15 protein-coding genes are annotated in these 19,819 nt (G+C 62.8%); 11 read left to right on the plus strand and 4 right to left on the minus strand.

All coding sequences use genetic code 11. The annotated features are described in order from the left end of the window. Nucleotides 1-104 precede the first annotated feature (104 nt). The 3 genes from T336_RS0113310 to T336_RS0113320 form a co-directional block, all read right to left on the minus strand. Nucleotides 105-1,043 (minus strand): Bug family tripartite tricarboxylate transporter substrate binding protein, encoded by a 939-nt coding sequence (locus tag T336_RS0113310; RefSeq protein ID WP_026432925.1) that lies wholly within the window; start codon nt 1,041-1,043, stop codon nt 105-107. Nucleotides 1,044-1,112: 69 nt separating this feature from the next. Continuing rightward, complete coding sequence (locus tag T336_RS0113315; RefSeq protein ID WP_026432926.1) at nt 1,113-2,000, minus strand: NAD(P)-dependent oxidoreductase; 888 nt, start codon at nt 1,998-2,000, stop codon at nt 1,113-1,115. A 131-nt stretch (nt 2,001-2,131) separates the two neighbouring features. Further along, on the minus strand, nt 2,132-3,079 hold the full coding sequence (locus tag T336_RS0113320; RefSeq protein WP_020425018.1) for a LysR family transcriptional regulator: 948 nt from the start codon (nt 3,077-3,079) through the stop codon (nt 2,132-2,134). 269 nt (nt 3,080-3,348) lie between these two features. On the opposite strand from T336_RS0113320, the gene T336_RS0113325 reads away from it, so the two are divergent. The 11 genes from T336_RS0113325 to T336_RS0113360 all read left to right on the plus strand — a co-directional run bounded on the left by T336_RS0113325 (nt 3,349) and on the right by T336_RS0113360 (nt 18,589). Continuing rightward, nucleotides 3,349-5,691 carry a type VI secretion system Vgr family protein gene (locus tag T336_RS0113325; RefSeq protein WP_026432927.1) on the plus strand — a complete coding sequence of 781 codons (2,343 nt, stop codon included), beginning with the start codon at nt 3,349-3,351 and terminating at the stop codon, nt 5,689-5,691. Further along, nucleotides 5,681-6,202 (plus strand): hypothetical protein, encoded by a 522-nt coding sequence (locus T336_RS0113330; protein ID WP_026432928.1) that lies wholly within the window; start codon nt 5,681-5,683, stop codon nt 6,200-6,202. Before T336_RS0113325 ends, T336_RS0113330 begins: the two co-directional genes overlap by 11 nt. Nucleotides 6,203-6,298: 96 nt before the next feature. Then, a complete protein-coding gene (locus tag T336_RS0113335) occupies nt 6,299-7,648 on the plus strand; it encodes a hypothetical protein (protein WP_026432929.1) in 1,350 nt (449 codons plus the stop codon). Then, complete coding sequence (locus T336_RS0113340; RefSeq protein WP_026432930.1) at nt 7,645-8,796, plus strand: DUF2169 family type VI secretion system accessory protein; 1,152 nt, start codon at nt 7,645-7,647, stop codon at nt 8,794-8,796. Before T336_RS0113335 ends, T336_RS0113340 begins: the two co-directional genes overlap by 4 nt. 14 nt (nt 8,797-8,810) lie before the next feature. After that, nucleotides 8,811-10,013 carry a hypothetical protein gene (locus T336_RS0113345; RefSeq protein ID WP_026432931.1) on the plus strand — a complete coding sequence of 401 codons (1,203 nt, stop codon included), beginning with the start codon at nt 8,811-8,813 and terminating at the stop codon, nt 10,011-10,013. 54 nt (nt 10,014-10,067) lie between these two features. Further along, nucleotides 10,068-14,864 (plus strand): RHS repeat-associated core domain-containing protein, encoded by a 4,797-nt coding sequence (locus T336_RS0113350; RefSeq protein ID WP_026432932.1) that lies wholly within the window; start codon nt 10,068-10,070, stop codon nt 14,862-14,864. A gap of 2 nt (nt 14,865-14,866) precedes the next feature. After that, on the plus strand, nt 14,867-15,259 hold the full coding sequence (locus tag T336_RS26680) for a hypothetical protein (protein ID WP_156957858.1): 393 nt from the start codon (nt 14,867-14,869) through the stop codon (nt 15,257-15,259). A 102-nt stretch (nt 15,260-15,361) separates the two neighbouring features. Then, on the plus strand, nt 15,362-16,150 hold the full coding sequence (locus tag T336_RS26100; protein ID WP_244883940.1) for an AP2 domain-containing protein: 789 nt from the start codon (nt 15,362-15,364) through the stop codon (nt 16,148-16,150). A 125-nt stretch (nt 16,151-16,275) separates the two neighbouring features. Further along, the gene (locus T336_RS0113355; protein WP_026432933.1) at nt 16,276-17,049 is read left to right on the plus strand and encodes a hypothetical protein; all 774 of its coding nucleotides are present in this window, start codon (nt 16,276-16,278) and stop codon (nt 17,047-17,049) included. Nucleotides 17,050-17,633: 584 nt separating this feature from the next. After that, complete coding sequence (locus tag T336_RS26105) at nt 17,634-17,858, plus strand: hypothetical protein (RefSeq protein WP_084151431.1); 225 nt, start codon at nt 17,634-17,636, stop codon at nt 17,856-17,858. Next, nucleotides 17,858-18,589: a hypothetical protein gene (locus T336_RS0113360; RefSeq protein ID WP_026432934.1), complete on the plus strand. Its 732-nt coding sequence runs from the start codon at nt 17,858-17,860 to the stop codon at nt 18,587-18,589. The genes T336_RS26105 and T336_RS0113360 overlap by 1 nt, the downstream gene beginning before the upstream one ends. Nucleotides 18,590-18,788: 199 nt before the next feature. On the opposite strand, the gene T336_RS26685 is transcribed toward T336_RS0113360, so the two are convergent. Beyond that, on the minus strand, nt 18,789-19,751 hold the full coding sequence (locus T336_RS26685) for a hypothetical protein (RefSeq protein ID WP_156957859.1): 963 nt from the start codon (nt 19,749-19,751) through the stop codon (nt 18,789-18,791). Nucleotides 19,752-19,819 lie beyond the last annotated feature (68 nt).

A 19,819-nucleotide genomic window follows, 5' to 3' on the forward strand; every position in this document is an offset into this window, starting at 1 on the left:
TGTGGTCCAGGCGGGCGCAGCCGCCAAGGGCGGGCTGAGCACGGTCAGCCGAGAAGACGCCCCGTCCTCAATGCAGATGGACGAGGGCGCTGAGAGCGCGGCCGCTACTGAGGGGCGATGCCGGCGTCCCTAGCGATCGCCGACCATTTGGCAATGTCGTCCCGGATGTTGCGGGCGAAGACCTCGGGGGAAGAGGGCACGATCGCGATGCCCGCGCCGTCAAAGCGCTGCCGGACGGCTGGATCGTTGAGGGCTTCACGCAACGCGGCGTTGAGCTGTTCGGTGATGGAGGCGGGCAGGTGTGCCGGACCGGCAAGGCCGAAGCGAACCGAGATGTCGTAGCCTTCCAGGCCTTGCTCGTGCAACGTGGGAACGTCGGGAGCGAGGGGGGAGCGCTTCGCGGAGGTCACCCCGAGCGCCGTGACGCGGCCGGCACGAGCTGCCTGAAGCCCGTTGTTCAGATCGGCGACGATGAAGTCGATGGTGCCACCCATCAGATCCGTCATCGCCTGCGGGACGCCCTTGTAGCCGACTCCGGTCGCGGTGAAATTGGCCATCGACGTGAAGCGCACCGTCGCCAACTGGGCGCTGCCTGAGCCGTAGCCATAGGACAGCTTGTCCGGATGGGACTTCCCGTAGCTGATGAGGTCCTTCATCGTCTGCGCGGGCAGCTTCGTGCTGGCTACCAGGAGGTAGGGCAGTTCGGCCATCTGGCCGATCGGCGTGAAGTCCTTGCGCGGATCGTAGGGCGGCGACTTCATGGTGATTACGTTGGTTGCGGCATTGGTGATGCCGACGATCAGCAGCGTGTACCCGTCGGGCGCGGCTCGGACCGCGGCCATCGTGCCAACCAGGTTCTGTTGGTTGTCCACGACGACTGGCTGCTTGAGGCGCTGCGACATGGCTTCCGCGACTGAACGCGCAGCGACGTCGGTGATGCTCCCGGCAGCCATGGGCACGATCAGCTTGATCGGCCTCTCGGGAAACGCCGAAGCCAGCAATGGAAGGGCTGCGACGAGTGCAGCGACGATCTTTCGTTTCATGGTTCTCTCCTCGATGATCTGGTTTTCTTGTGTAGGGTGCCGCGAGCATTCGCTTTGGGCAGGGCGATGTCAAAAATCGCCGAAAACGACGCCGGCATGGCGCTCGACGACCCGGATGGCAGTGATGTTGTCGGCCTCGCCGAGGCCTGCGACCATGGCGTCGTCCAGTAGCCGCAAAGCGGCCTTGCTGACTTGCATAGGGACACCAAGTTCGTCTGCGGCCATGAGCGCTAAATGCACGTCTTTGCGCAGTAGCGAGGTTTTGAAGCGAAGAGGGAAGCTGCGGTCCAGTGCGTTGGGCAGGCGCTCCATCGTCGCGAAACAGCGCCCACTGGAGCGGTTGATGACGTTCAGCAGGGTATGCGCCTCGATCCCCGCTTTCGTTCCGCACACTAGCGCCTCGCAGCTGGCGAGCATGCATGCCGCGTACAACGTGTTGTTGATGAGCTTGAGGGTTTGGCCTAGCCGTATGTTCGGTCCGAGGTAGAACGTATGCCGCGCAATGGCGTCGAACATCGGCATGGCGCGCTCCCAGCCGGGTAAGGGACCTGCCGCCATCACCGTCAACTGTCCCTCCGCGGCTGCGACGGTGCCACCGCTTACGGGCGCAGAAAAGAATGGCACTCCGGCCTCTTTCAGCAGCGTATCCACGTGGACCGTGGCGTCCGCGCCCGTCGTGGACAAATCTACGATGAGACGCACTGGATGGACACAGACCAAGGAGGCGATAGTCCGTGCAACATCGACGACGACTTCTGGCGTAGGAAGGCTCAGCGCAATCGCGTCCTGGTTGGCGATCAGCTTGCCGAGATCGGCCGCTGGTAGCGCGCCCATGCTCGCTGCATGGCTCCTGGCCTTCTTGCAGGTGTCGTACACCGAGACGCAATGCCCGGCGGCTGCCCATCGCGCCGCAAAATGCCTGCCGATGTTCCCGGCGCCCACCAACCCTATCCGCATAGCTTCCTCCCGAATGACTTCTGGATGAAATGCTATGCCGCAGCGCGGAATCTACCGATTGCAAAATCGTTTTGGGGGTATGACTGTCGAGTTAATACATTCGGACGTTCGCTGGGCAAGGACTGTCTCGTTTATGTTGCCGATAAACACGGCTTTTGCTCGCGTCCCTGGCGACCTCGCCTTTGGCGGTCCACGAATGCCTGCTCTGTGAGTGCGTCCATGAACGATTCGGTGCATGGGCGCATTGCTCTGTGCGCAGAGCAAATGACAGCCGGCGCGATCAGCACGTCGTCCTTGAGCGCGACGGTCGTGAGGCCCTGCATGCCATCCAGCCCATCCACGGTAAATTCGTCCACGATGGCGAGCCCGGCACCGGCACGGACCAATGCGCAGGCGAGATCCATGTTGTGGACGTTGACGCGTGCGTCCAGGGAAACACCGGCCCGCTCCAGGGCTGCGGACAGCAATTGCCCGAATGGGATGCTGGGGTGGGGCGTAATGACCACATGTTTTGCCAAGTCGGTGAAGCACACGCTATCGGCTTCCGCCAAGGGGTGGTCGGTCTGCATCACACAGACCATGCGTCCCTCCGTAAGGGGCTGGACCTGGAGTTGCAGATGGTCCATTGCCACGGCGGCAACCGCGATATCCGCTTCTTCGCTGAGTAGTGCCTTGGGCATGTCGGCGAGCAGACTGGTGCGCAGTTGCACCTGTACCTTGGGGTGCCGCTCCATGAAGCGAACGACCGCTCTGGACACCAGGCCCCGACTCAGGCAATAGCTGGAAATCACGGTGAGGTGACCGACCGAAGCGGTGCGCAGGCTGGTCGCGAAATCGTTGATGCGGATCGCGTGTTGGAAGAACGGGTTGACCTGCTCGATCAACGCTTCCGCTTCCGGGGTGGGCACCAGTCTGCCCTTGGTGCGTTGGAAGAGGGTGAGGCCCAGAGACTGCTCGGTATGTGCGAGCGAGCGGCTGACGGCGGGCTGTGACTGGCACAGCATGGCGGCGGCGCCTTTGACCGTGCCGGTCAACATCACCGCGCGGAAGACTTCCATCTGTTTAAGTCGGAACTGCATGGCTGTGATTCGCGTGTAGGTGTAAGCGCGCTCATGATGGCGCGACCAGTGGCCCGCGGAAGTTTCTCCTCCTTAATTTCAAAAATAATCATGAATGATTCGCATAGATTTTTTTGATGCGAGATGGCGTCCGATTTGGCGCAAAAAGAGAAACATTTACAAACAAATTTGTTGCCGAGTGCGTCATAAAGAATCAGGTTGGTGCGCCTATGATCGCGGCCGTTTCGACTCCACCGTGAAGCGCCAACATAGCGCTTACTTACTGCAAAATGACACGCCGCGTCACCATCCAGACGCCCCTGGGAGAGCAACTGCATTTCCGGCAGCTGCGGGGCAGCGAGGAGCTGAGCCAGCTTTTCTCCTTCGACATCGACCTGCTCTCGGAAGGGCGCGACATCGATCCCAAGGCGCTGCTGGGCAAGACGGCGACGGTGGAGATCGAGACCGAAGGCGGCGGCAAGCGGTACCTGGACGGCCTGGTCACGCGCTTCGGCATGCAGGGCCAGGACCATCGGCTGTACTCGTACCACCTGCGCCTGCAGCCCTGGCTCTGGGTGGCCACGCGGCGGCAGGATTTCCGTATCTTCCAGTTCAAGACCGTCCCGCAGATCGTGGAAGAGGTTTTGAGCCGCTACGGTTATCCGATGCAGTTGAAGCTCACGCGCGCGTACCGCGCCTGGGATTACTGCGTGCAGTACGGGGAGAGCGACTTCGACTTCGTCTCGCGCCTGCTGGAGCATGAAGGGGCTTATTACTACTTCCAGCACGCGAGCGGCCAGCACACGCTGGTGATCGCCGACGACATCGTGGCCGGGCACGAGCCCCTGCCGGGCGCGGCCGTGATCCCGTTCTACCCGCCCGAGAAGTCGGCCACGGCCGACCGCGAGAACATCCACGCCTGGACCCTGGGCGAGGAGATCAAGCCCGGGCGGTACTACAACGACGACTACGACTTCAAGAAGCCCCGGTCGGACCTCTCCAACATGCGCCAGCAGCCCCCGGGCCATGCGCACGATGCGTACGAGATCTACGAATGGCCGGGAGGCTACGTGCAGCACGGCGACGGCGAGCAATACGCCCGGGTACGCCTGCAGGAAGGCCTGACCGGCCACAGCACCGTCAGGGGTGAATCCCGCCACCGGAGCCTGGCGACGGGCTACACCTTCACCCTGGAGAACTACCCGCGCGGCGACCAGAACCGGCAATACCTCATCACGGGCGTCACCTACCACCTGCACGAGAACCCACGCAGTTCCTCGTTCAACAGCGCCAAGCCGGGCGAGGCGCTCAAGCACAACGAGGAGCAGGGCTCCTTCCAGAAATTCAGCCTCACGGCCCAGCCCACAAGCCTGCCCTATACCCCCGCAAGAAAAACCCCGAAGCCACGCACCACGGGCCCACAGACGGCAGTGGTCGTAGGCCCGGCAGGCGAGGAAATCTGGACCGACCAGTACGGCCGCGTGAAAGTGCAGTTCCACTGGGACCGCATCGGCGCGATGGACGAGAACTCCAGTTGCTGGATGCGGGTGGCCACGAGCTGGGCGGGTTCAGGGTTCGGTGCGATCTCGATCCCGCGCATTGGGCACGAAGTGGTGGTCGATTTTCTGAACGGAGACCCCGACTATCCCCTGGTCGTGGGCTGCGTCTATAACGCCGCCAACATGCCGCCCTGGGCGCTACCGGGCAATGCCACGCAGTCGGGTATCAAGACCAAGTCCAGCAAGGGCGGGGCGTTCGGCGATGGCATGAAGAACGGCGCGGGCGACGCCAACGCGATCCGCTTCGAGGACAGGAAGGGCGCGGAGCAGCTGTGGCTGCATGCGCAGAAGGACCAGCTCACCGAAGTCGAGAACGATGAGGATAAGTGGGTGGGCCAGGACCGGCGCAAGACGATCGACCGGGACGAAACGACCATCGTTCATCGCGACCGGACAGAAACCGTGGACCGCGACGAGAAGATCACGGTGCACAATAACCGCACGGAGCGGGTGGACCATGACGAGACGATCAGCATCGGCGACAACCGCCGGGAAGACGTCGGCATCGACGAGACGGTTTCCATCGGCAAGAACCGCACAAAAACCATCGGCCGCAACGAGAAGGACAAGATCGGCAACAACTGGTCCATCAAGGTCGGCAAGATGAAGACGGAGACCATCGGCATCGCCTACATGCAGAACGTGGGCGTGGGTCGGATGGAGAACGTCGGCGTGGCCTACAACCTCAACGTGGGCGCCGTCATGGCCACCGTGGTCGGGAGCACGCAGACCACCATGGTCGGCAGCGACCGCAGCGTGAAGGTCGGCTCCAACCAGAGCACGGACGTGGGTACCAAGTACACGCTCACCGTGGGCGGCGGTGGTGGAGGCGGTGGTGGCGGAGCGGCTGCCGCGGGCGGCGCCAAGAACATCGTCGCGTCTTCTCCGCAAAGCGGCGGAGGCGGAGGCGGCGGATCGAGCATCACCATGGATGCCGAATCCATCACCCTCAAGGTGGGCGGCAGCACGCTGATCCTGCAGGCCGACGGCACCATCACCGCCAACGGCGAGAGCATCAAGCTCATCGGCGCCAGCGACGTCACCACCAATTCCGGAGGCATCCATGAAAACTGACCTCCGCGTACTGCGCACATCCGGCGAGGATGCCGGAACCGCATCGGCCCATCAGGATGCCGGCGCGGCCTTCGGGCTCTTCCCCGCCCAGGTACTACGGGTTGGGCACGACGAGACGGTCATTCTGTGCAACGGCCGCGAATGGCGCGCCGCACTGGCGTCTCAAGTGCCGGGCGTGATCACGGGGCAATCCGTGCTGGCCGCGCTCCCGGCAGAAGGCCAGGAAGGCACCAGCGGCAACGGTGCAGCACTACCGGCCTTGGTCGTGGCCGCCTGGCCAGCCCCGGGAGCGCCGGCCTGCCCGCCATGGCAGTTCGACCGCGACACCGGCAACCTCGCGCTGGAGGTGGCGCAGATCGACCTGGCGGCCGTGGGCCGCGTGGTGCTGCGCTGCGGCGACACCCGGATGCAGTTCGAGAAGGACGGCTCCGTGGAGACGCGGGCCCACCAGATCACGTCGGCCGCGGTCGAGACGCACCGCATCGAAGGCGGTTCCATCGAGCTCAACTGACCGGCATGCCGCCCGCCGGCAGGCCGGGCGGCATGCCTTCTTCCGCCATAGGCCCGAGGCCGTGCCGGCCAGAGCGCGCCATTGCACTTTCAGACGATGTCCTCTGTTCCATCGATCGCCCCGCCCCCGCTGCCCGGCATGCTGTCCCGGCAGATGGGCATCGCCATCCGCGCCTACGGTCGCCGCGCGGGTCTGCTGCGCGGCGGCCACACGGTCCGCGCCCTCAAGGCCGTGGACCAGCGGCTGGACGCCCTGCTGGCCGTCAGCCGCTACTACGGGCGCGCCTGCCTGGACGCCGCTGCAGAGGCCGCCGCAGAAGCACCGGCAGAGGACCGGACCGGCGCTGCCTTCGTGCGAACCATGCTGTCCGAACACCACGAGCCGGACGCGGGCGAGCGCCTCGCACTCATCGAAGCACTGCTGGCCGAGCACCCCGAAGCCGTGGGCGATGCCTTGTGGTTCTACGGCAGGCCCGACACCTGCGCGCGGCTGCTCGCTGCCGTCAACCCCGCACTGCGGGACTGCGGCGTGCAACTGGCCGGCCGGCTGGCGCTGCCGGTGCATGCCGATGCCGTCTATGCCGCAGCCCGCAACGGCGCTGACCAGGATGCCTGCCTGCTGGCATGCGCCGGCATGGACGCACTGCCGCCCCGCGCAGAGGAACGCTGGGCCGAAGTGCTGCAAGGCCGGGACCTGTCGCGCCAGATCATGGCGCTGCGGGCGCTGGCCATCACCGGCGGGCAACGGCTGGCACCGGAGGTACGGAACTACATCACCCGCATCACTGCGCACGACGGCCCGACCGAGCAGTCCCATCCGGTCGGCTGGGCGCTGGCCGCCGATGCGGCCATGGCCCTCTGGGCGGCCCGCGAGCCCGACGCCGCGCTCGACGCGGTGGTGGGCGGTCTGCGCGTGCCCAACGACACCGCGCTGCGCGTGGTGGCGCTCACCGGCAAGGCGCGCGGCCTGCTGCCCGTGCTCGACTTCATCGAACGGCAGGACCGGCCGGTGAGCCCGGCAGAACGCGACGTGCTGCAACTGGTTTTCGGGCAGGTGCCGCCGGAGCTGGCCAACACGCAAGGGGCCAGCCCGGAGGCCCGGCAGGGCGCGCTGCGCGCGCTCGCCTGCGGCGTGTTCGCCGCCAACGGCTGCACCGGCCTCGCGCCCGAAGATGTCACCTCCTGGGCCGATCCCGCCATGAAGGAGCGGCTCTGGGCGCTGGAGCCGGTGCGCCTGCGCGGTGCCCGCCCGTGGTCGCCGCGAGCCTGCCTGGAACAGGCTTTCGACGTCGGCCATACCCTGCGGCGCTGGCTGTACACCGAGCATGCGCGCTACGGCGCCCGGTGCTTTCCCCTGCAGCCGGAAGACCTGGCCACGCGCCAGATGGCCGCCGTCGAGGCCGTGCAGCTGATCGCCTCGCTCGAAGATGGCAGCGACAACCCATGAGCTGCGAGATCCTCAACCACACGCCGTTCCGGGCCCAGACGTTCGTGCATCGGGATGCACACACCGGCCCCGCCCTGGTGGTCGCCGTGAAAGGCAGCTGGCTGCTGTCCCACGCGGAAGGCACACCTGCGCGCCTCGCCCCTGCGGAGCGGCAGGCCCCCATCTTCCGCAGCGGCCTGCAGCAAACGCTGGGCAGCCTGCCGCTCGAAGACGCACAGGCCGCCGCCATCCAGGACCGGGCGAATGAATGCTGGAGCCGCATCGAATCCGAGCACGTGCCCCCGAAGCCCTGCTTCGACCTGCTGCTCCATGCCTGGGCCGTGGCGCCCGGGGGCCAGCCCGTGCGCTCCTTGGAGGCCGCCGTCGATGTCCTGGCCGGCCCCGCGGTACGCCGACTGCTGGCCCTGCGCGCCTTCGCGCCACGGACATGGACGGCCGACTTCGGCGGCCTGGGCCGGCTGCGCCCGGACTGCGCGCACACGGCATCGCACATCCCGCTGCTGCGCCCCTTCGCCTTCGGCGGCCAGTGCACCGACCCCGCCACGGGCCAGCACCATGCCATCGAAGCCAACCCGGAAGGCATGGGGTACTACCGCACGGCCGCCGATGCCCGGGGCCGGCCCCTGCCCTGGGTGGAGCCGGCCGACCGGCTGATGCGCGATTGGGACGACCGGCCCGCTCCAGCGGCGCTGGGTCCCGTCCCGCCCCACCACGTGCCGCGCCGCGACCTGCAGGGCACCTTCGATGAACACTGGCGCGCCACGCGCGCACCGGAATTGCCGGAGGATTTCGATCCCCGGCACTACAACGCCGCGCCCGAGGCGCTGCAACTGCGCGAGTTCCCGCGCCCCGGCCATCGCATGGCGCTGCACGGCATGGACGCGGCAGGTCCGCTCTTCTTCACCTGGCCTGAGATCACCCTCACCGCCCAGGCGGAAACCACCGGGGGCACGCTGCTGCCCCCGCAGGAGATGCGCTGGGACACGCTGATGGCGGACACCGGCGAGCGGCTCGCCAGCCTGCTCTGGCGCACGGCCATCGCATTGCCGGCCCGGGAAGACATCGGCCTTGTGCACATCGCCGCCCACGCCCGTTCGCCTTCGGCCGTGCCATTCCACGCCGCCCGACCTTCCGCGCAGCCCGCCTGACGCACGCAGTTCCCATGGCCTCACCTTCCCCCGCTTCGCCCCACCGCCTCTGGCGCATCGAACACTGCGGCGCCGTCACTTCGGCCGGCACGCGCGCATGGCAATCGGCCGCCTCCTGGGTGGGACTGCAGAAGCGGTTCCGCAAGTCGGCCTGGCCCGCCGTCGGCCCGCATCCCATCACCACGGCCGCCTGCCCGGAAATCACCGGCGACGCGACCGGCATTCCGCGCCTGGCGCGCCTGCTGGGCGCCGCGCTGGCTGATCTCGCTAGCAGCCTCCAGACCGCAGCGGGCACCGCAAACCCGGCAGGCAGTGTCCGACTGCCCATCCCCGGCCAGATGGTCCTGGCCCTGCCCGCATGGCTGGAAGATGCGGACTGCGCGCAGGTCTGGAGATCGGGCCTTGCAGAACTGGCGCGCTGGGCCGGAGCCGGGGCCGAAGCGCCCTGGACGACGCTGCCCTGCCGCTTCGTGCGCGGCGGCCATACAGCGGGCTTCGCGGCCCTGTCTGCACTGCAGGGCACCACCGCACCCGGCGGCGGCACCGCGCTGCTCATGGCCGTGGACAGCCTGCTCGATGCGCCACGGCTGGCCCGGGCCTACGCAAACGGCGCGCTGCTCACCGACCGCACGCCGGAAGGCTGTGTCGCGAGCGAAGCAGCGGCCTGCCTGTGGCTGGCTGGCGCGCCCGATACCCACGCCAGCAGCGAACGCCACCTCGTGCTGCACGCCCCCGCCCTGGCGGAAAGCGGCAGCCCGCACAGGAGGCCACCACAGCCTCCCGACACCGGCGCGCTCGAACAGGTGCTGCGCAACGCGCTGGCCCAGGCCGGCTGGCAGGGCGAGCACGTGGGCTATGGCATCTCGGATTTCGACGGTTCGGCATGGCGGGCGCTCGCCCAGGTGACCGCCCGCGTGCGGGCAGCCCCGGACCTGGAACCCACCGATTGGGAGCCCGCTGCCGTGATCGGCCAAGTGGGCGCAGCCACCGGGCCCGTGCATTGGGCCCTGGCCGCCGAGCGCGCATGGCATGACGAGCGCCCGCCGAATTCGGTGCTGTCCTGGGCACTCGACGAGGGCACTGGCGCCGCGGCTGTGGCGCTGGAGCGCACGGTGACGCTACCTGGAAGGCGGGATGCCCATCGGGAAGCGGCAAGCGGCGCAGAACTGGACACGGTGCGTACGTATTCGTCGCGCTTCCTCCAGCGCGCCGACTGACGGACAGAAGAACAAACGAACAAGTAACGAACAAGATCAGGGAGTCGACCGAGCATGGGCACGCATATCTTCAGCGGGGGCAACGGCGCGATCACCCAGGTCGCCAGCGGATGGACCTTCGATCCGGCCACCCCCGTCAAGCTCAAGACCAGCGGCACGCCCGGCGTGGCATGGCACGCCAACAACAGCCGCGCCATCGACGTCCCGCTGGGCACCATCCACGAGCACGGCACACAGATGGCCAACCGCTACGGCGCCATGGACCAGGGCCAGCACGATCCGGTCAGCGTCATCGTGGGCCTGTTCACCAACGTGCGCGACAAGGTCAACGAACACGTGACCTATGTGAAGACGGTGGTCTACGAATCGGGCGAAATGGTCGTGAACGGCGTGACCACGCTGACGAACTCCGTGCTGAGCAAGCTGGCCCCGGAAATCCAGCAAACGGTCCGCAACGGTGCCGACGTCCTGGGCGGCATGAAGGTCGAGCACTTCGAAGGTGCGGCCCAGGAGCAGATCGACGAGATCATGGAAATGCTGAAGGACCCGGCCACCTACGGCGGGCTGGCGCTCTCAATGGCGGCCACGGCGGCGCAGGGCGTGCCGGTGGTCGGGCAGGTCCTGGGCGGCGCGGTGGTGGCCGACCGCATCGCGACCCTGGGCGAGTCAGGCATCGCCGCGGCCCAGGAACTGCGGGACATCATGCAGACCTGGAGCTCTCCGATGACGGAGGCGCAACGGGAAGCGGCCCGCAAGCGTCTGGCGAAATGGATGCTCGGCGCCGGTCTTGCCCTTCTTCTGGCTCTGGCCGGCAAGAAGTTCAAGATGCGCACCAAAAGCAAGGGCAAGAACGATACCCACGAAACCACAGGACACAGCGATACGAAGCAACCACACGGCAAAGGCTCATGCGAGCTTTGCCCATCTAAGCATCCGGTACTCCTCTCCAGCGGGCAAAAGCTCATGGACGAGACGGACTTCACTCTACCTGGGCCTGGTCCATTGCTGTCCCTGCCTTGGCGCCGTCGCTATCGCTCGGGTCTGGTAGAGGATGGTCCATTCGGGCGCGGCTGGGGCCACGCGGTGTTGCAGCAACTGCGCTTATCGGCAGAAGGGATGGTGTTCCAGGACGAGGCAGGGCGTCACGTGCCTCTACCACTTGTGGCTGAGGGCGTGGATTACTTCGATCCATATGAACAGTTCACAGTGCGTCACACAAGTTCCGATCTGTGGATCGTGGAGCACAAGAGCGGCTTGCAGCAACACTTCTGCCGGCAGGCCCCCGAACAGTGGTGCCTTCCCCTCGCGCGCTTACAAGACCGCGATGGCAATGCTATCGTGCTGCACTGGGAACCAATGGAGCTTGGCGACGGGGTCCGCACAGCAGAGCCGTTGACGTGGAGCGGCCGGCAGGAGCGCGAACGCAGGACTCTGGAGAGCGGCGTAAAAGCGCAGAGCGCTTCCACCGACGCTTTCTCTGCAGCTTTTCGCCCATTGCGCCTCACCGGCCTCACCGACACGGCAGGCCGCCACCTACGACTGTCCTGGCAGCGCGCGCCGGCACCCGCACTGCACGATGCCCTGCAGGGCGAACGCATCGCACGCGTCGAACTTCTCGTGCCCGGCCATGCGCCCACCGAGCTCGCGCGCTACGACTACGATGCCCACGGCCAGCTCGTTTCCACGCAACATGGCGGCATCCTCTACCGCCAATACGCTTGGCGCTCGGGGGTGCTGGTGGGCTATCGGAAGTCCAGCGGGCACCGCTATTTCGCCCAGTACGACAACGAAGGTCCCCAGGGCCGCGTATTGCGCTCCTGGTGTGCCGACGCGCCCGTGCCCGGCCAGGACGACGACCGCTTCGCCTACTTCCCCACCGAGCGCATCACCCGCCACATCGACGGCCTGGGCCGCGTCACCGCCTACCACTGGGACGCGCGCTTCAACATCGTGGCCACCGTCACCGCCGAGGGCACGCCCGAGGCCGTGCGCGAGGAAACGCCGTTCGACGCTATGGGCACCCCGCGCGGGCGCATCGACGCGCTAGGCCGGCGCACCAGCCTGCGCACCGACGCGCGCGGCAACATCGTGCAGATCATTGACGCCCTGGGGCAAAGCACCCAACTGCAGTACGACCAGCGGGACCTTGTCACCGTGCTGCGCGATGCCATGGGTTTCGAGTGGCGCCTTGCCTATGACCACAACGGTCATCTTGTGCGAGCGACCGATCCGCTGGGCCAAGCCACCGCCTATGCGTACGACGCTCAAGGCCGCCCCGTGGAGATTACAGATGCGCGCGGCAGCATTCGAAGCCTTGCCTGGGACAAGACCGGCAATCTCATCGCCACCACCGATTGCTCTGGCCGCACCACACGCTTCACCTACGGTCCGATGGGGCAGATCCTGGAGCGCATCGATGCGCTCGGACAGCCAACGCGCTACGCCTACGACGGCGCGGGCCGCCTTGTGCAGGTGCAGGAGCCCGGAACGAATGACGCACACGCCGTGCATCAGTACGCCTGGAATGGCGAGGGCCAATTGGTGGCCTACTGCGACCCGATGGGCCAGACCACGCGCTACACCTACGACGGCGCGGGCCGCCCGCTCGCGCGTCAGGACGCTGCTGGTCGCACACTCGCCTACCACTACGACGCAGCGGGCCGCCTCGCTTCTCTCATCAACGAGAACCGTGCGCAGGCCACTTTCCGCTACGACCTGCGCGACCAGCTCACCGACGAGATAGGCTTCGACGGTCGCTGGCAGCGCTACGTGTACAACGCCGCTGGCGAGCTCACCCACGTGATCGAAGCGGGAGGCTGCGATGCCGGCCCCGGCAAGGTCACGCGTTTCGAGCGCGACGCGCTCGGCCGCCTGCTGGTCAGGCGGTCGCACGGGTATGAAGTCGTGGAAGAGACCACCTATCGCTACGACGCACTGGGCCGACTCATACAGGCAAGCAATGGTGCAGCACATCTGGCGTTCGCCTATGACCCCATCGGGCAATTACTATCGGAAACCCAAACGCTCATCGGCCAGGGCAGCCTCGGCAAATCGCGCATCGGCGATCTGCCTTCCCGCGACTTGGTTAGGACCGTAACTCATGCCTACGATCCGCTAGGCAACCGCATCCGCACCAGCTTGCCCGACGGGCGCACGCTGAGCTGGCTGTTCTACGGGTCCGGGCATCTGCACCAGATCAACATCGCACCGGGAGACAGCCAGATCGCCCGCGAAGTCATCACCGACATCGAACGCGACATGCTGCACCGTGAAGTCGAGCGTAGCCAGGGCGCCACCACCAGCCATTTCAGCTGGGACCCGGCCAGTCGCTTGGTGCGCCACCGCGCCAGCCTGCGGGGCAGCGGCAATGTGGCGCCAGCGGCACGCAACACGGTGCTTGAGCGGGCCTACGCCTACGACGCAACGAGCCAGCTCGTCGCACGTGCCGATACCTTGCGCGGCCGGCAGGACTTCCGCTACGACCCCACGGGGCGCATCCTCGCCGCACTTCCCGCTCTAGGCAGTGCGCTGGCCAGGGAGCTGTTCGCGTTCGATCCTGCTGGCAACCTGCTGGATGCCAGCGAAGCGCAGATGCAGCGCCAGCAGGCAGGCCAGGGCATGCCTCAGCAAGGCCTAGGCGTGGTGGGCGACAACCGCCTGCGCTTCTACCAGGACCTGCATTTCGAATACGACGTGCATGGCAACGTGACGAAGCGCACGCGCGGCAACCGCAAGGCGGGCCACCACGAAACCATCGAGCTGCGCTGGAACGCCGACCACCAACTGGTCGAATCCACCACCACCCAACACGGCGTGACGCAGGCGACCCGCTACGCCTACGATGCGCTCGGCCGCCGCGTGGCCAAAAGCGACCGGTTCGGCACAACGCACTACCTGTGGGACGGTGACCTGATGGTGCACAGCCAGCGGGGGAGGCGCGGATCGCTGTTCATCTACGAGCCGGACAGCTTCGTTCCGCTGGCCACCGTCCAGGGCACGGGAGAGGAGCAACACACATACTGGTACCACTGCGACCAGATCGGGGCGCCGCTGGAACTGACCGATGTCAATGGTCAAATTGCATGGGCCGTCGATTACAAAGTGTGGGGCGAGGCTACGCTGCGGGCTATACCGCGGTCCGACACTGGTACACATGGTGTGCCTGGACCTCGGCGCCAAGGGCATGGCCCTGAAGCGAAATCCCATGCTGCCGATAGCGAGGTAGTGTGCGCTCGAGAACCTCAACGTGTCGAGCAACCGTTCCGGTTTCAGGGCCAGCAGTTTGATGAGGAAACAGGATTACATTACAACCGATCCCGATACTACGACCCGGCAGTAGGAAGATTCATCAGCGAAGATCCCATAGGATTTTTGGGCGGAATAAATACCTTCATATACCCTCTCGATCCTTACTCTTGGATCGACCCTACAGGCCTTGCTGGCTTTAGAGCTTGTCCATGTGTTTGCAAGGATATCCTCGCCGGATTGAACGTTGGCCCCCACAGCAAGATAAAAAAGATTGGCGGATTATATGACTCTCACCATATATATCAAGACAAGGCGCTAGAGGGTCTGCCTGGTTATACGCGTGGCGCAGCCGTTGCAATCAGCTTGCAAGGGAGAAATGCGGATAGGACAACACGGGGTACGCCACACTATAATGCAAATCGAGTGCAAGACCAGGCAGGTGGAGGAACGCTAGCAGCCGAGCGACGTATCGGATACAAAAGCATGCGTCGCGCAGGGCTCACTGAGGAACAGGCAAAATGCGCTATGCTTGAAGCGGACAATCATTTGATTGGCCTTGGACTGAATCCGTCGACAGTGACAAACATACCTGGGAACAGATAATTATGAAACTTGATTTGGCAAAAGCAAAATCCGCACTACTTCTTCTTGGCACGTCCTTTTTCATGGGTGAAGAAAACACCTTGAAAGACCGATTTAATCTGAACCATGAATTAATTCAAGAAGGCCTAGAGCGGCTGAGCGAACTCACCAAAAACAACCGCGGAGACCTCTCACCGCCGGCCGCGGATTGTGAGATTTCCATAGAAGAAGATGATGATGACGAGGAAAACGAAGATGCGCCGATCAGAATTTACAAGCTGAATGAGGGTGGCTGGGGTTTTGAAATGGATATCTTCAAGTCTGGAGAAAAAACAGATATAACCATGCGAGGTGAATTCCCGATTGATTTCAACGAAAAAAATAACATTGAATTTCATATGTTCGAAGTCATGTAACGACTTGAACATCCCCGCCGCAGCAAGCGGCAAGTCTGTTTTGACTAATTGAGCTCAGGAAGTTCTGAGGGCATCCCACGCTCTCGACTTCCATCCGTTTACATGGTTGTTCCGAAACCTCCTAAAATATACGGACTGATCCCCAGGTACGAAAGCGGAAAGCTGCTGCGTTGGTCCGTATCCATCACACGTCGCGGTAAGCACTTCGGCAAAGAGTTCCGGGTCGCTACTTATGGTGATCCGGAAAAGGCCAAAGCCGCAGCCATCGCCTATCGCGACGAACTTCTGAAGAAGTTTCCGGCGATGAGCCGACGCGAGTTCGGAACGATCGTCCGCAGCAATAACACGTCTGGCGTTCCAGGCGTATCGCGCCGTGAGGAAAACGGCTATGCCAGATGGTCTGCACTTGTTTCTTTGCCCGACGGTACGACACGTAGACGAACCTTCGCTGTGGTGAAGTACGGAGAAAAGGTAGCCCGGCAAAAGGCCATCGAAGCACGGACCGAATTGCTCAAGTTGCTTGATGGCTGGTTTGTCCATCATCCTGATGCCGTTCCACTTGGTCAAATTCCCTCCGCTGTTGTTCCAATCGCTATGCCTAAGCGTGAAAGCAGCCTAGCGGAAGGTAAGCGTCAGCCATCGCCAGAGAAGCGGGTCTACCGTATGGAGATCAAGTGGAGCCTGCGCAGCGGCGTGCAGGTTTGCCGCGACTACTGGGTAGCGGAATGCGCGGTAGCGACCGGGGGCACCCGGCGCAAGCAGTTCTCCGTAGCCGAGTACGGTGAAGACAGAGCCCGGCATCTTGCCTTTGAACAGCGTCGCGAGTGGCTTGCGCATCCTCCAGAACTGTCGCGCAAACGAACACAGCGGAAGAACACACACAGTCTCTAATGCTCGAGAGGCATAGGAGTCTAAGCTCCAAGCGAGGTAAGCCGGACAATCCACTGGGCCCGTTGCCGGTTACGCATCCATCACGTTTGCGCAGGTACCATAAAGCAAAACTGGAGGAGGGAAGAATGGACCAGCACACGAATTCCCACGGTGTATGCATTACCGACCGAGGCGTTGCGAGATTGCTGGCCGTCGTGGAGGTCGAGAAGGAGCAGCGGATCCGCTGCCAGCAGCCGGGGTGCAACCACACCGTGTACAAGGCGATCCATGTCGTGGACGAGCAGGGCACTTTGCTGGTGCTCGGCTCCACCTGCTTTGGGAAGCGGTATGGGTCTCCCACGAAACTGGGCGATCCTGCGTATGGAACTGGCGGGGGGCGGGTGCTGACGAGCGAAGAGCGGCAGATGCTGCAGGACAACACTCGCGCGTTCATCGAGCGTTTCGCGAAGGAATACCTGGCTCACCGGGCGGCCGCACAGGCCAAGCTGCAATCGATGCGCGCCAGGCCAGTGCCGGCGTATGCCAACTTCGCCTCCTGGCCTCATCCACTGATTCGCCAGAAACCGTCACCGGAGCCGGCCATGGCGCCTGCAAGGCCAGGGCCCTGGCCATGGATGAAACCCAGGACGTCGATGGCTTATTTCAAGCTCAAGGATGGCTCAGCATGGGTGCGCGTCGAACGCCACGATGGACAGCAGATGCTGGCACCGCTGCCAGTGTTTGAAGGGTGGGACGAGGCACTGCCGGCGTTGTGCGGGACCGCGGACCTGGAGCACACCGCCTATGTGGTGCCGGACATCAGGCGCGCGATCGCGTACCTTCGGGAGCGCGCCGTCGTCACGCTCGTCACAGGTGTCTGGAAGGACATCGCAGGAAAGTCTGCCGAGACTTCTTGGTAGCAGCGCGCCACTGCTGCCACAACGATCCCCTATCGAGATCTGTAGCAACCACTACACATTCCATTTATGAACATGGCCCACCAAAGCCCTGCGCTGCGCGCCAAGATTGCCAAGACCCGAGCCGGAGCAAGTTCGGATTTGCCGCTCATCCGCAGTGCTGCCCACGTCGTGCTGGCGTGGGTCGCAGATGACGGAGATCTCCCATCGGCCCTGGCAGCTATGAAGGCCACGCATGGAACAAACTGGTCTCTCACTACAGCGCTCCAGGTCCTGTCTGGTCGACGTGGCCAGTTTGCTGCGGAGTGCGGGGTACCTGACGAGCGACCCAGGCTTTTTCTCGCCCACCTCGTGGCCAAATCGGTCTGCAGTGGAGCGGGCTTGGGTGCTGTCTCGCCGCCCAACCAGGAAGCGTTGGCTCAACTACAAAACCTCGTAGCAAGCCGCGTCCCGTGAGCGGAGGGCCTGGCTGGCGATGCGAGTGGCTGCGATTGGCCCTCGAGGCGACGCCGGTCCATACATACGGGGCCCAGGGATCGAGATGCGGCATCGGAGCAAATCTATTTCCGTTGTGGCACACTTTCGTCATGGGCCGCTTACTCAAATCCCCCTCCGAAGGTCGTGTGCGCAAGCACACGTCCGTGGTGCGTGCCAAGCTCCAGCCCAAGATTGGCGCGGCTTTGAAGCGCGCTCGGAAAGCGGGCGGCTCCGATCTCAGGTTTCCCGATCTTTCTGGTGCTGAAGCAGCTGCGCTCATGGAAGCTGCCGGCATCGTCGACGGGAAAGGGAAGCTCGCGAAGAAGTATCGCTGATGGGTCGGATCGTCCTGGCCTACCACGGCTGTGACATCACGACCCGTGACGGGTTTGTCCGTGGGCAAATCAAACCGAAAATCTCCAAGAACCAGTACGACTGGCTGGGCGATGGCCTGTACTTCTTCGAAAGCGATTGGGGCCGCGCGTTGAAGCTGGCCCAGACCTCCCACCTTCATCCTAGTCGGTTGCTAACTAAGAAGCCCATTGCGACGCCGGCCGTTGTGGGCGCAGTTTTGGACGTCGATCGTTGGTTCGATCTGACTACCCAGGCCGGAATCGGAGACTTCACGAAAGCCGCCAAAGCTATTGGCAAGGCGAGCGCGGAAAGAGGCACGACGTCGCCGGAGAACCAGCCCGCGTTCCCTGGAGACCAAGATCTCCTGCACCGTGGATTCGACCGAGCTGCATGCGAGATGGTGCATACATTTCGGGCAGCGGCCCACGACGAAGCGCTCATAGCCCAGGACACGCATGCCATCGTTGCTTCTGCGCCATATCAGGCGTCCCGAGGGGCCTTCGAACAGGGCGGGGTGGTTTCCGAGGGTAGTTCCATTTGCGCGGACACCCATATCCAGATTGCCGTGCGCGATCTGGCCTGCATCAAGGGGTGGTTCTTGGTGCCAGGTGACGAACTTCTCAGTGACAAGGACTTGGCAGAGGCCAAGACGCGTTTGGACGAAGCAAAAAGGCAGCGTACTGCGGCAAAGCCTCGACAACCCGCGAAATAGGTAATTGAGCCTTGATAGGACACCCGGCAACCCCTGCAGGCTGACTGCGGTCGTTTGGCCAGTTTACGCTATCGGCAAAAGCAGAAGTTCATCTTGGGTCTTCGCAACGTTTGATGAAGATTATCTGGTGTTAACCAATGTCAGCGTCCCCAGCGGTAGTGAAAATCTTCGGCGCTCATTAGCAACAATGAATTGGATTTCAATTCGAATGATATCCGACGGTCGCATAATATGAAGGCATGCCATAACAGGCAAACAATTGAACACGCACCACACAAAATCTGACGCCGTTTTTAATTATTTCTCCGACTTCTATTTCGTGTAGATTTTCTGACTTTGGGGTAGGCCTATTCCATAGTACCCCCACATGCTCGAAGTGATCGACTGCAGAATCTTGTGGAAGAAATTTTCTAGTTATAAATTTATCCACCAAAACAATGAAGGGTGTTTCTCTAAAATAATGCATTGAATATGCAAGGGCTATCTTGCAAATTAACTGAGCAAACCTTATCAGGTCAATATGCTGACTGGAAAATGATTTGATGCCAAAATTGGATAGCTTATCTTCTGAAACGTTCAAGTTGCAGACTGCCAGTCGCAGAATTTCATTATTAATTTTTGGTTTTGAGCTTACAGAGGCTGCAGGAAATAGCACTGGCAGGACAAGTACAGTTGGATGATCGGCAAGAGATGCGACGAAGTAATCATTGTTTTCAGCACCAGCATCTGCAAGCAAACTCTTCTTCATCGGAGCTGATCGTCCTTCAATTTTCTTTCCTTGGATGCCCATTTGTGTGCGGGGTCCAAGGAATAGCTCTTTAGCAAGGCTGCGTTCAAAATCGGAAGTTATTTCTTGACAATCAGAACAAGAAGAAGCAGGAAGCTCAAGACAGGCGCCTAAAAATTCAGGAATAATATGCTCACTTGTGAGCTGCAATTTAGCCCCTTGTTTATCGTGAGTTCTGCGGCAGTAGACACAAAAATTCATAGGAGATAATTTTTTATCCCCTTTATTCTTTTGGGCTGGAAAGGATATAGAGTGTATCGAATTAAAGACTCCCTCATCATAAATCCGAAATGCCCCCGTCGGAGTGTACGCAATTTTTCCAACTTTTGGAAAATTGGAAAAATCTCTGAAGTTATATTTTATATATCTATCCATGATGACCAAAAAATCTCCCGAATCTGAGCAACATCAGAAATTAAAGGCTCAGGCGACGTGCTTGAGTT

This window comes from Paracidovorax oryzae ATCC 19882 (assembly GCF_000687165.1).
In the GTDB taxonomy this organism is placed as follows: domain Bacteria; phylum Pseudomonadota; class Gammaproteobacteria; order Burkholderiales; family Burkholderiaceae_C; genus Paracidovorax; species Paracidovorax oryzae.

Excerpts from the sequence above, each read along its gene's own strand:
- T336_RS0113310 (WP_026432925.1), bottom strand. The coding sequence starts at position 1,043 with ATGAAACGAAAGATCGTCGCTGCACTCGTCGCAGCCCTTCCATTGCTG.
- T336_RS0113315 (WP_026432926.1), bottom strand. The coding sequence starts at position 2,000 with ATGCGGATAGGGTTGGTGGGCGCCGGGAACATCGGCAGGCATTTTGCG.
- T336_RS0113320 (WP_020425018.1), bottom strand. The coding sequence starts at position 3,079 with ATGCAGTTCCGACTTAAACAGATGGAAGTCTTCCGCGCGGTGATGTTG.
- T336_RS0113325 (WP_026432927.1), top strand. The coding sequence starts at position 3,349 with ATGACACGCCGCGTCACCATCCAGACGCCCCTGGGAGAGCAACTGCAT.
- T336_RS0113330 (WP_026432928.1), top strand. The coding sequence starts at position 5,681 with ATGAAAACTGACCTCCGCGTACTGCGCACATCCGGCGAGGATGCCGGA.
- T336_RS0113335 (WP_026432929.1), top strand. The coding sequence starts at position 6,299 with ATGTCCTCTGTTCCATCGATCGCCCCGCCCCCGCTGCCCGGCATGCTG.
- T336_RS0113340 (WP_026432930.1), top strand. The coding sequence starts at position 7,645 with ATGAGCTGCGAGATCCTCAACCACACGCCGTTCCGGGCCCAGACGTTC.
- T336_RS0113345 (WP_026432931.1), top strand. The coding sequence starts at position 8,811 with ATGGCCTCACCTTCCCCCGCTTCGCCCCACCGCCTCTGGCGCATCGAA.
- T336_RS0113350 (WP_026432932.1), top strand. The coding sequence starts at position 10,068 with ATGGGCACGCATATCTTCAGCGGGGGCAACGGCGCGATCACCCAGGTC.
- T336_RS26680 (WP_156957858.1), top strand. The coding sequence starts at position 14,867 with ATGAAACTTGATTTGGCAAAAGCAAAATCCGCACTACTTCTTCTTGGC.
- T336_RS26100 (WP_244883940.1), top strand. The coding sequence starts at position 15,362 with ATGGTTGTTCCGAAACCTCCTAAAATATACGGACTGATCCCCAGGTAC.
- T336_RS0113355 (WP_026432933.1), top strand. The coding sequence starts at position 16,276 with ATGGACCAGCACACGAATTCCCACGGTGTATGCATTACCGACCGAGGC.
- T336_RS26105 (WP_084151431.1), top strand. The coding sequence starts at position 17,634 with ATGGGCCGCTTACTCAAATCCCCCTCCGAAGGTCGTGTGCGCAAGCAC.
- T336_RS0113360 (WP_026432934.1), top strand. The coding sequence starts at position 17,858 with ATGGGTCGGATCGTCCTGGCCTACCACGGCTGTGACATCACGACCCGT.
- T336_RS26685 (WP_156957859.1), bottom strand. The coding sequence starts at position 19,751 with ATGGATAGATATATAAAATATAACTTCAGAGATTTTTCCAATTTTCCA.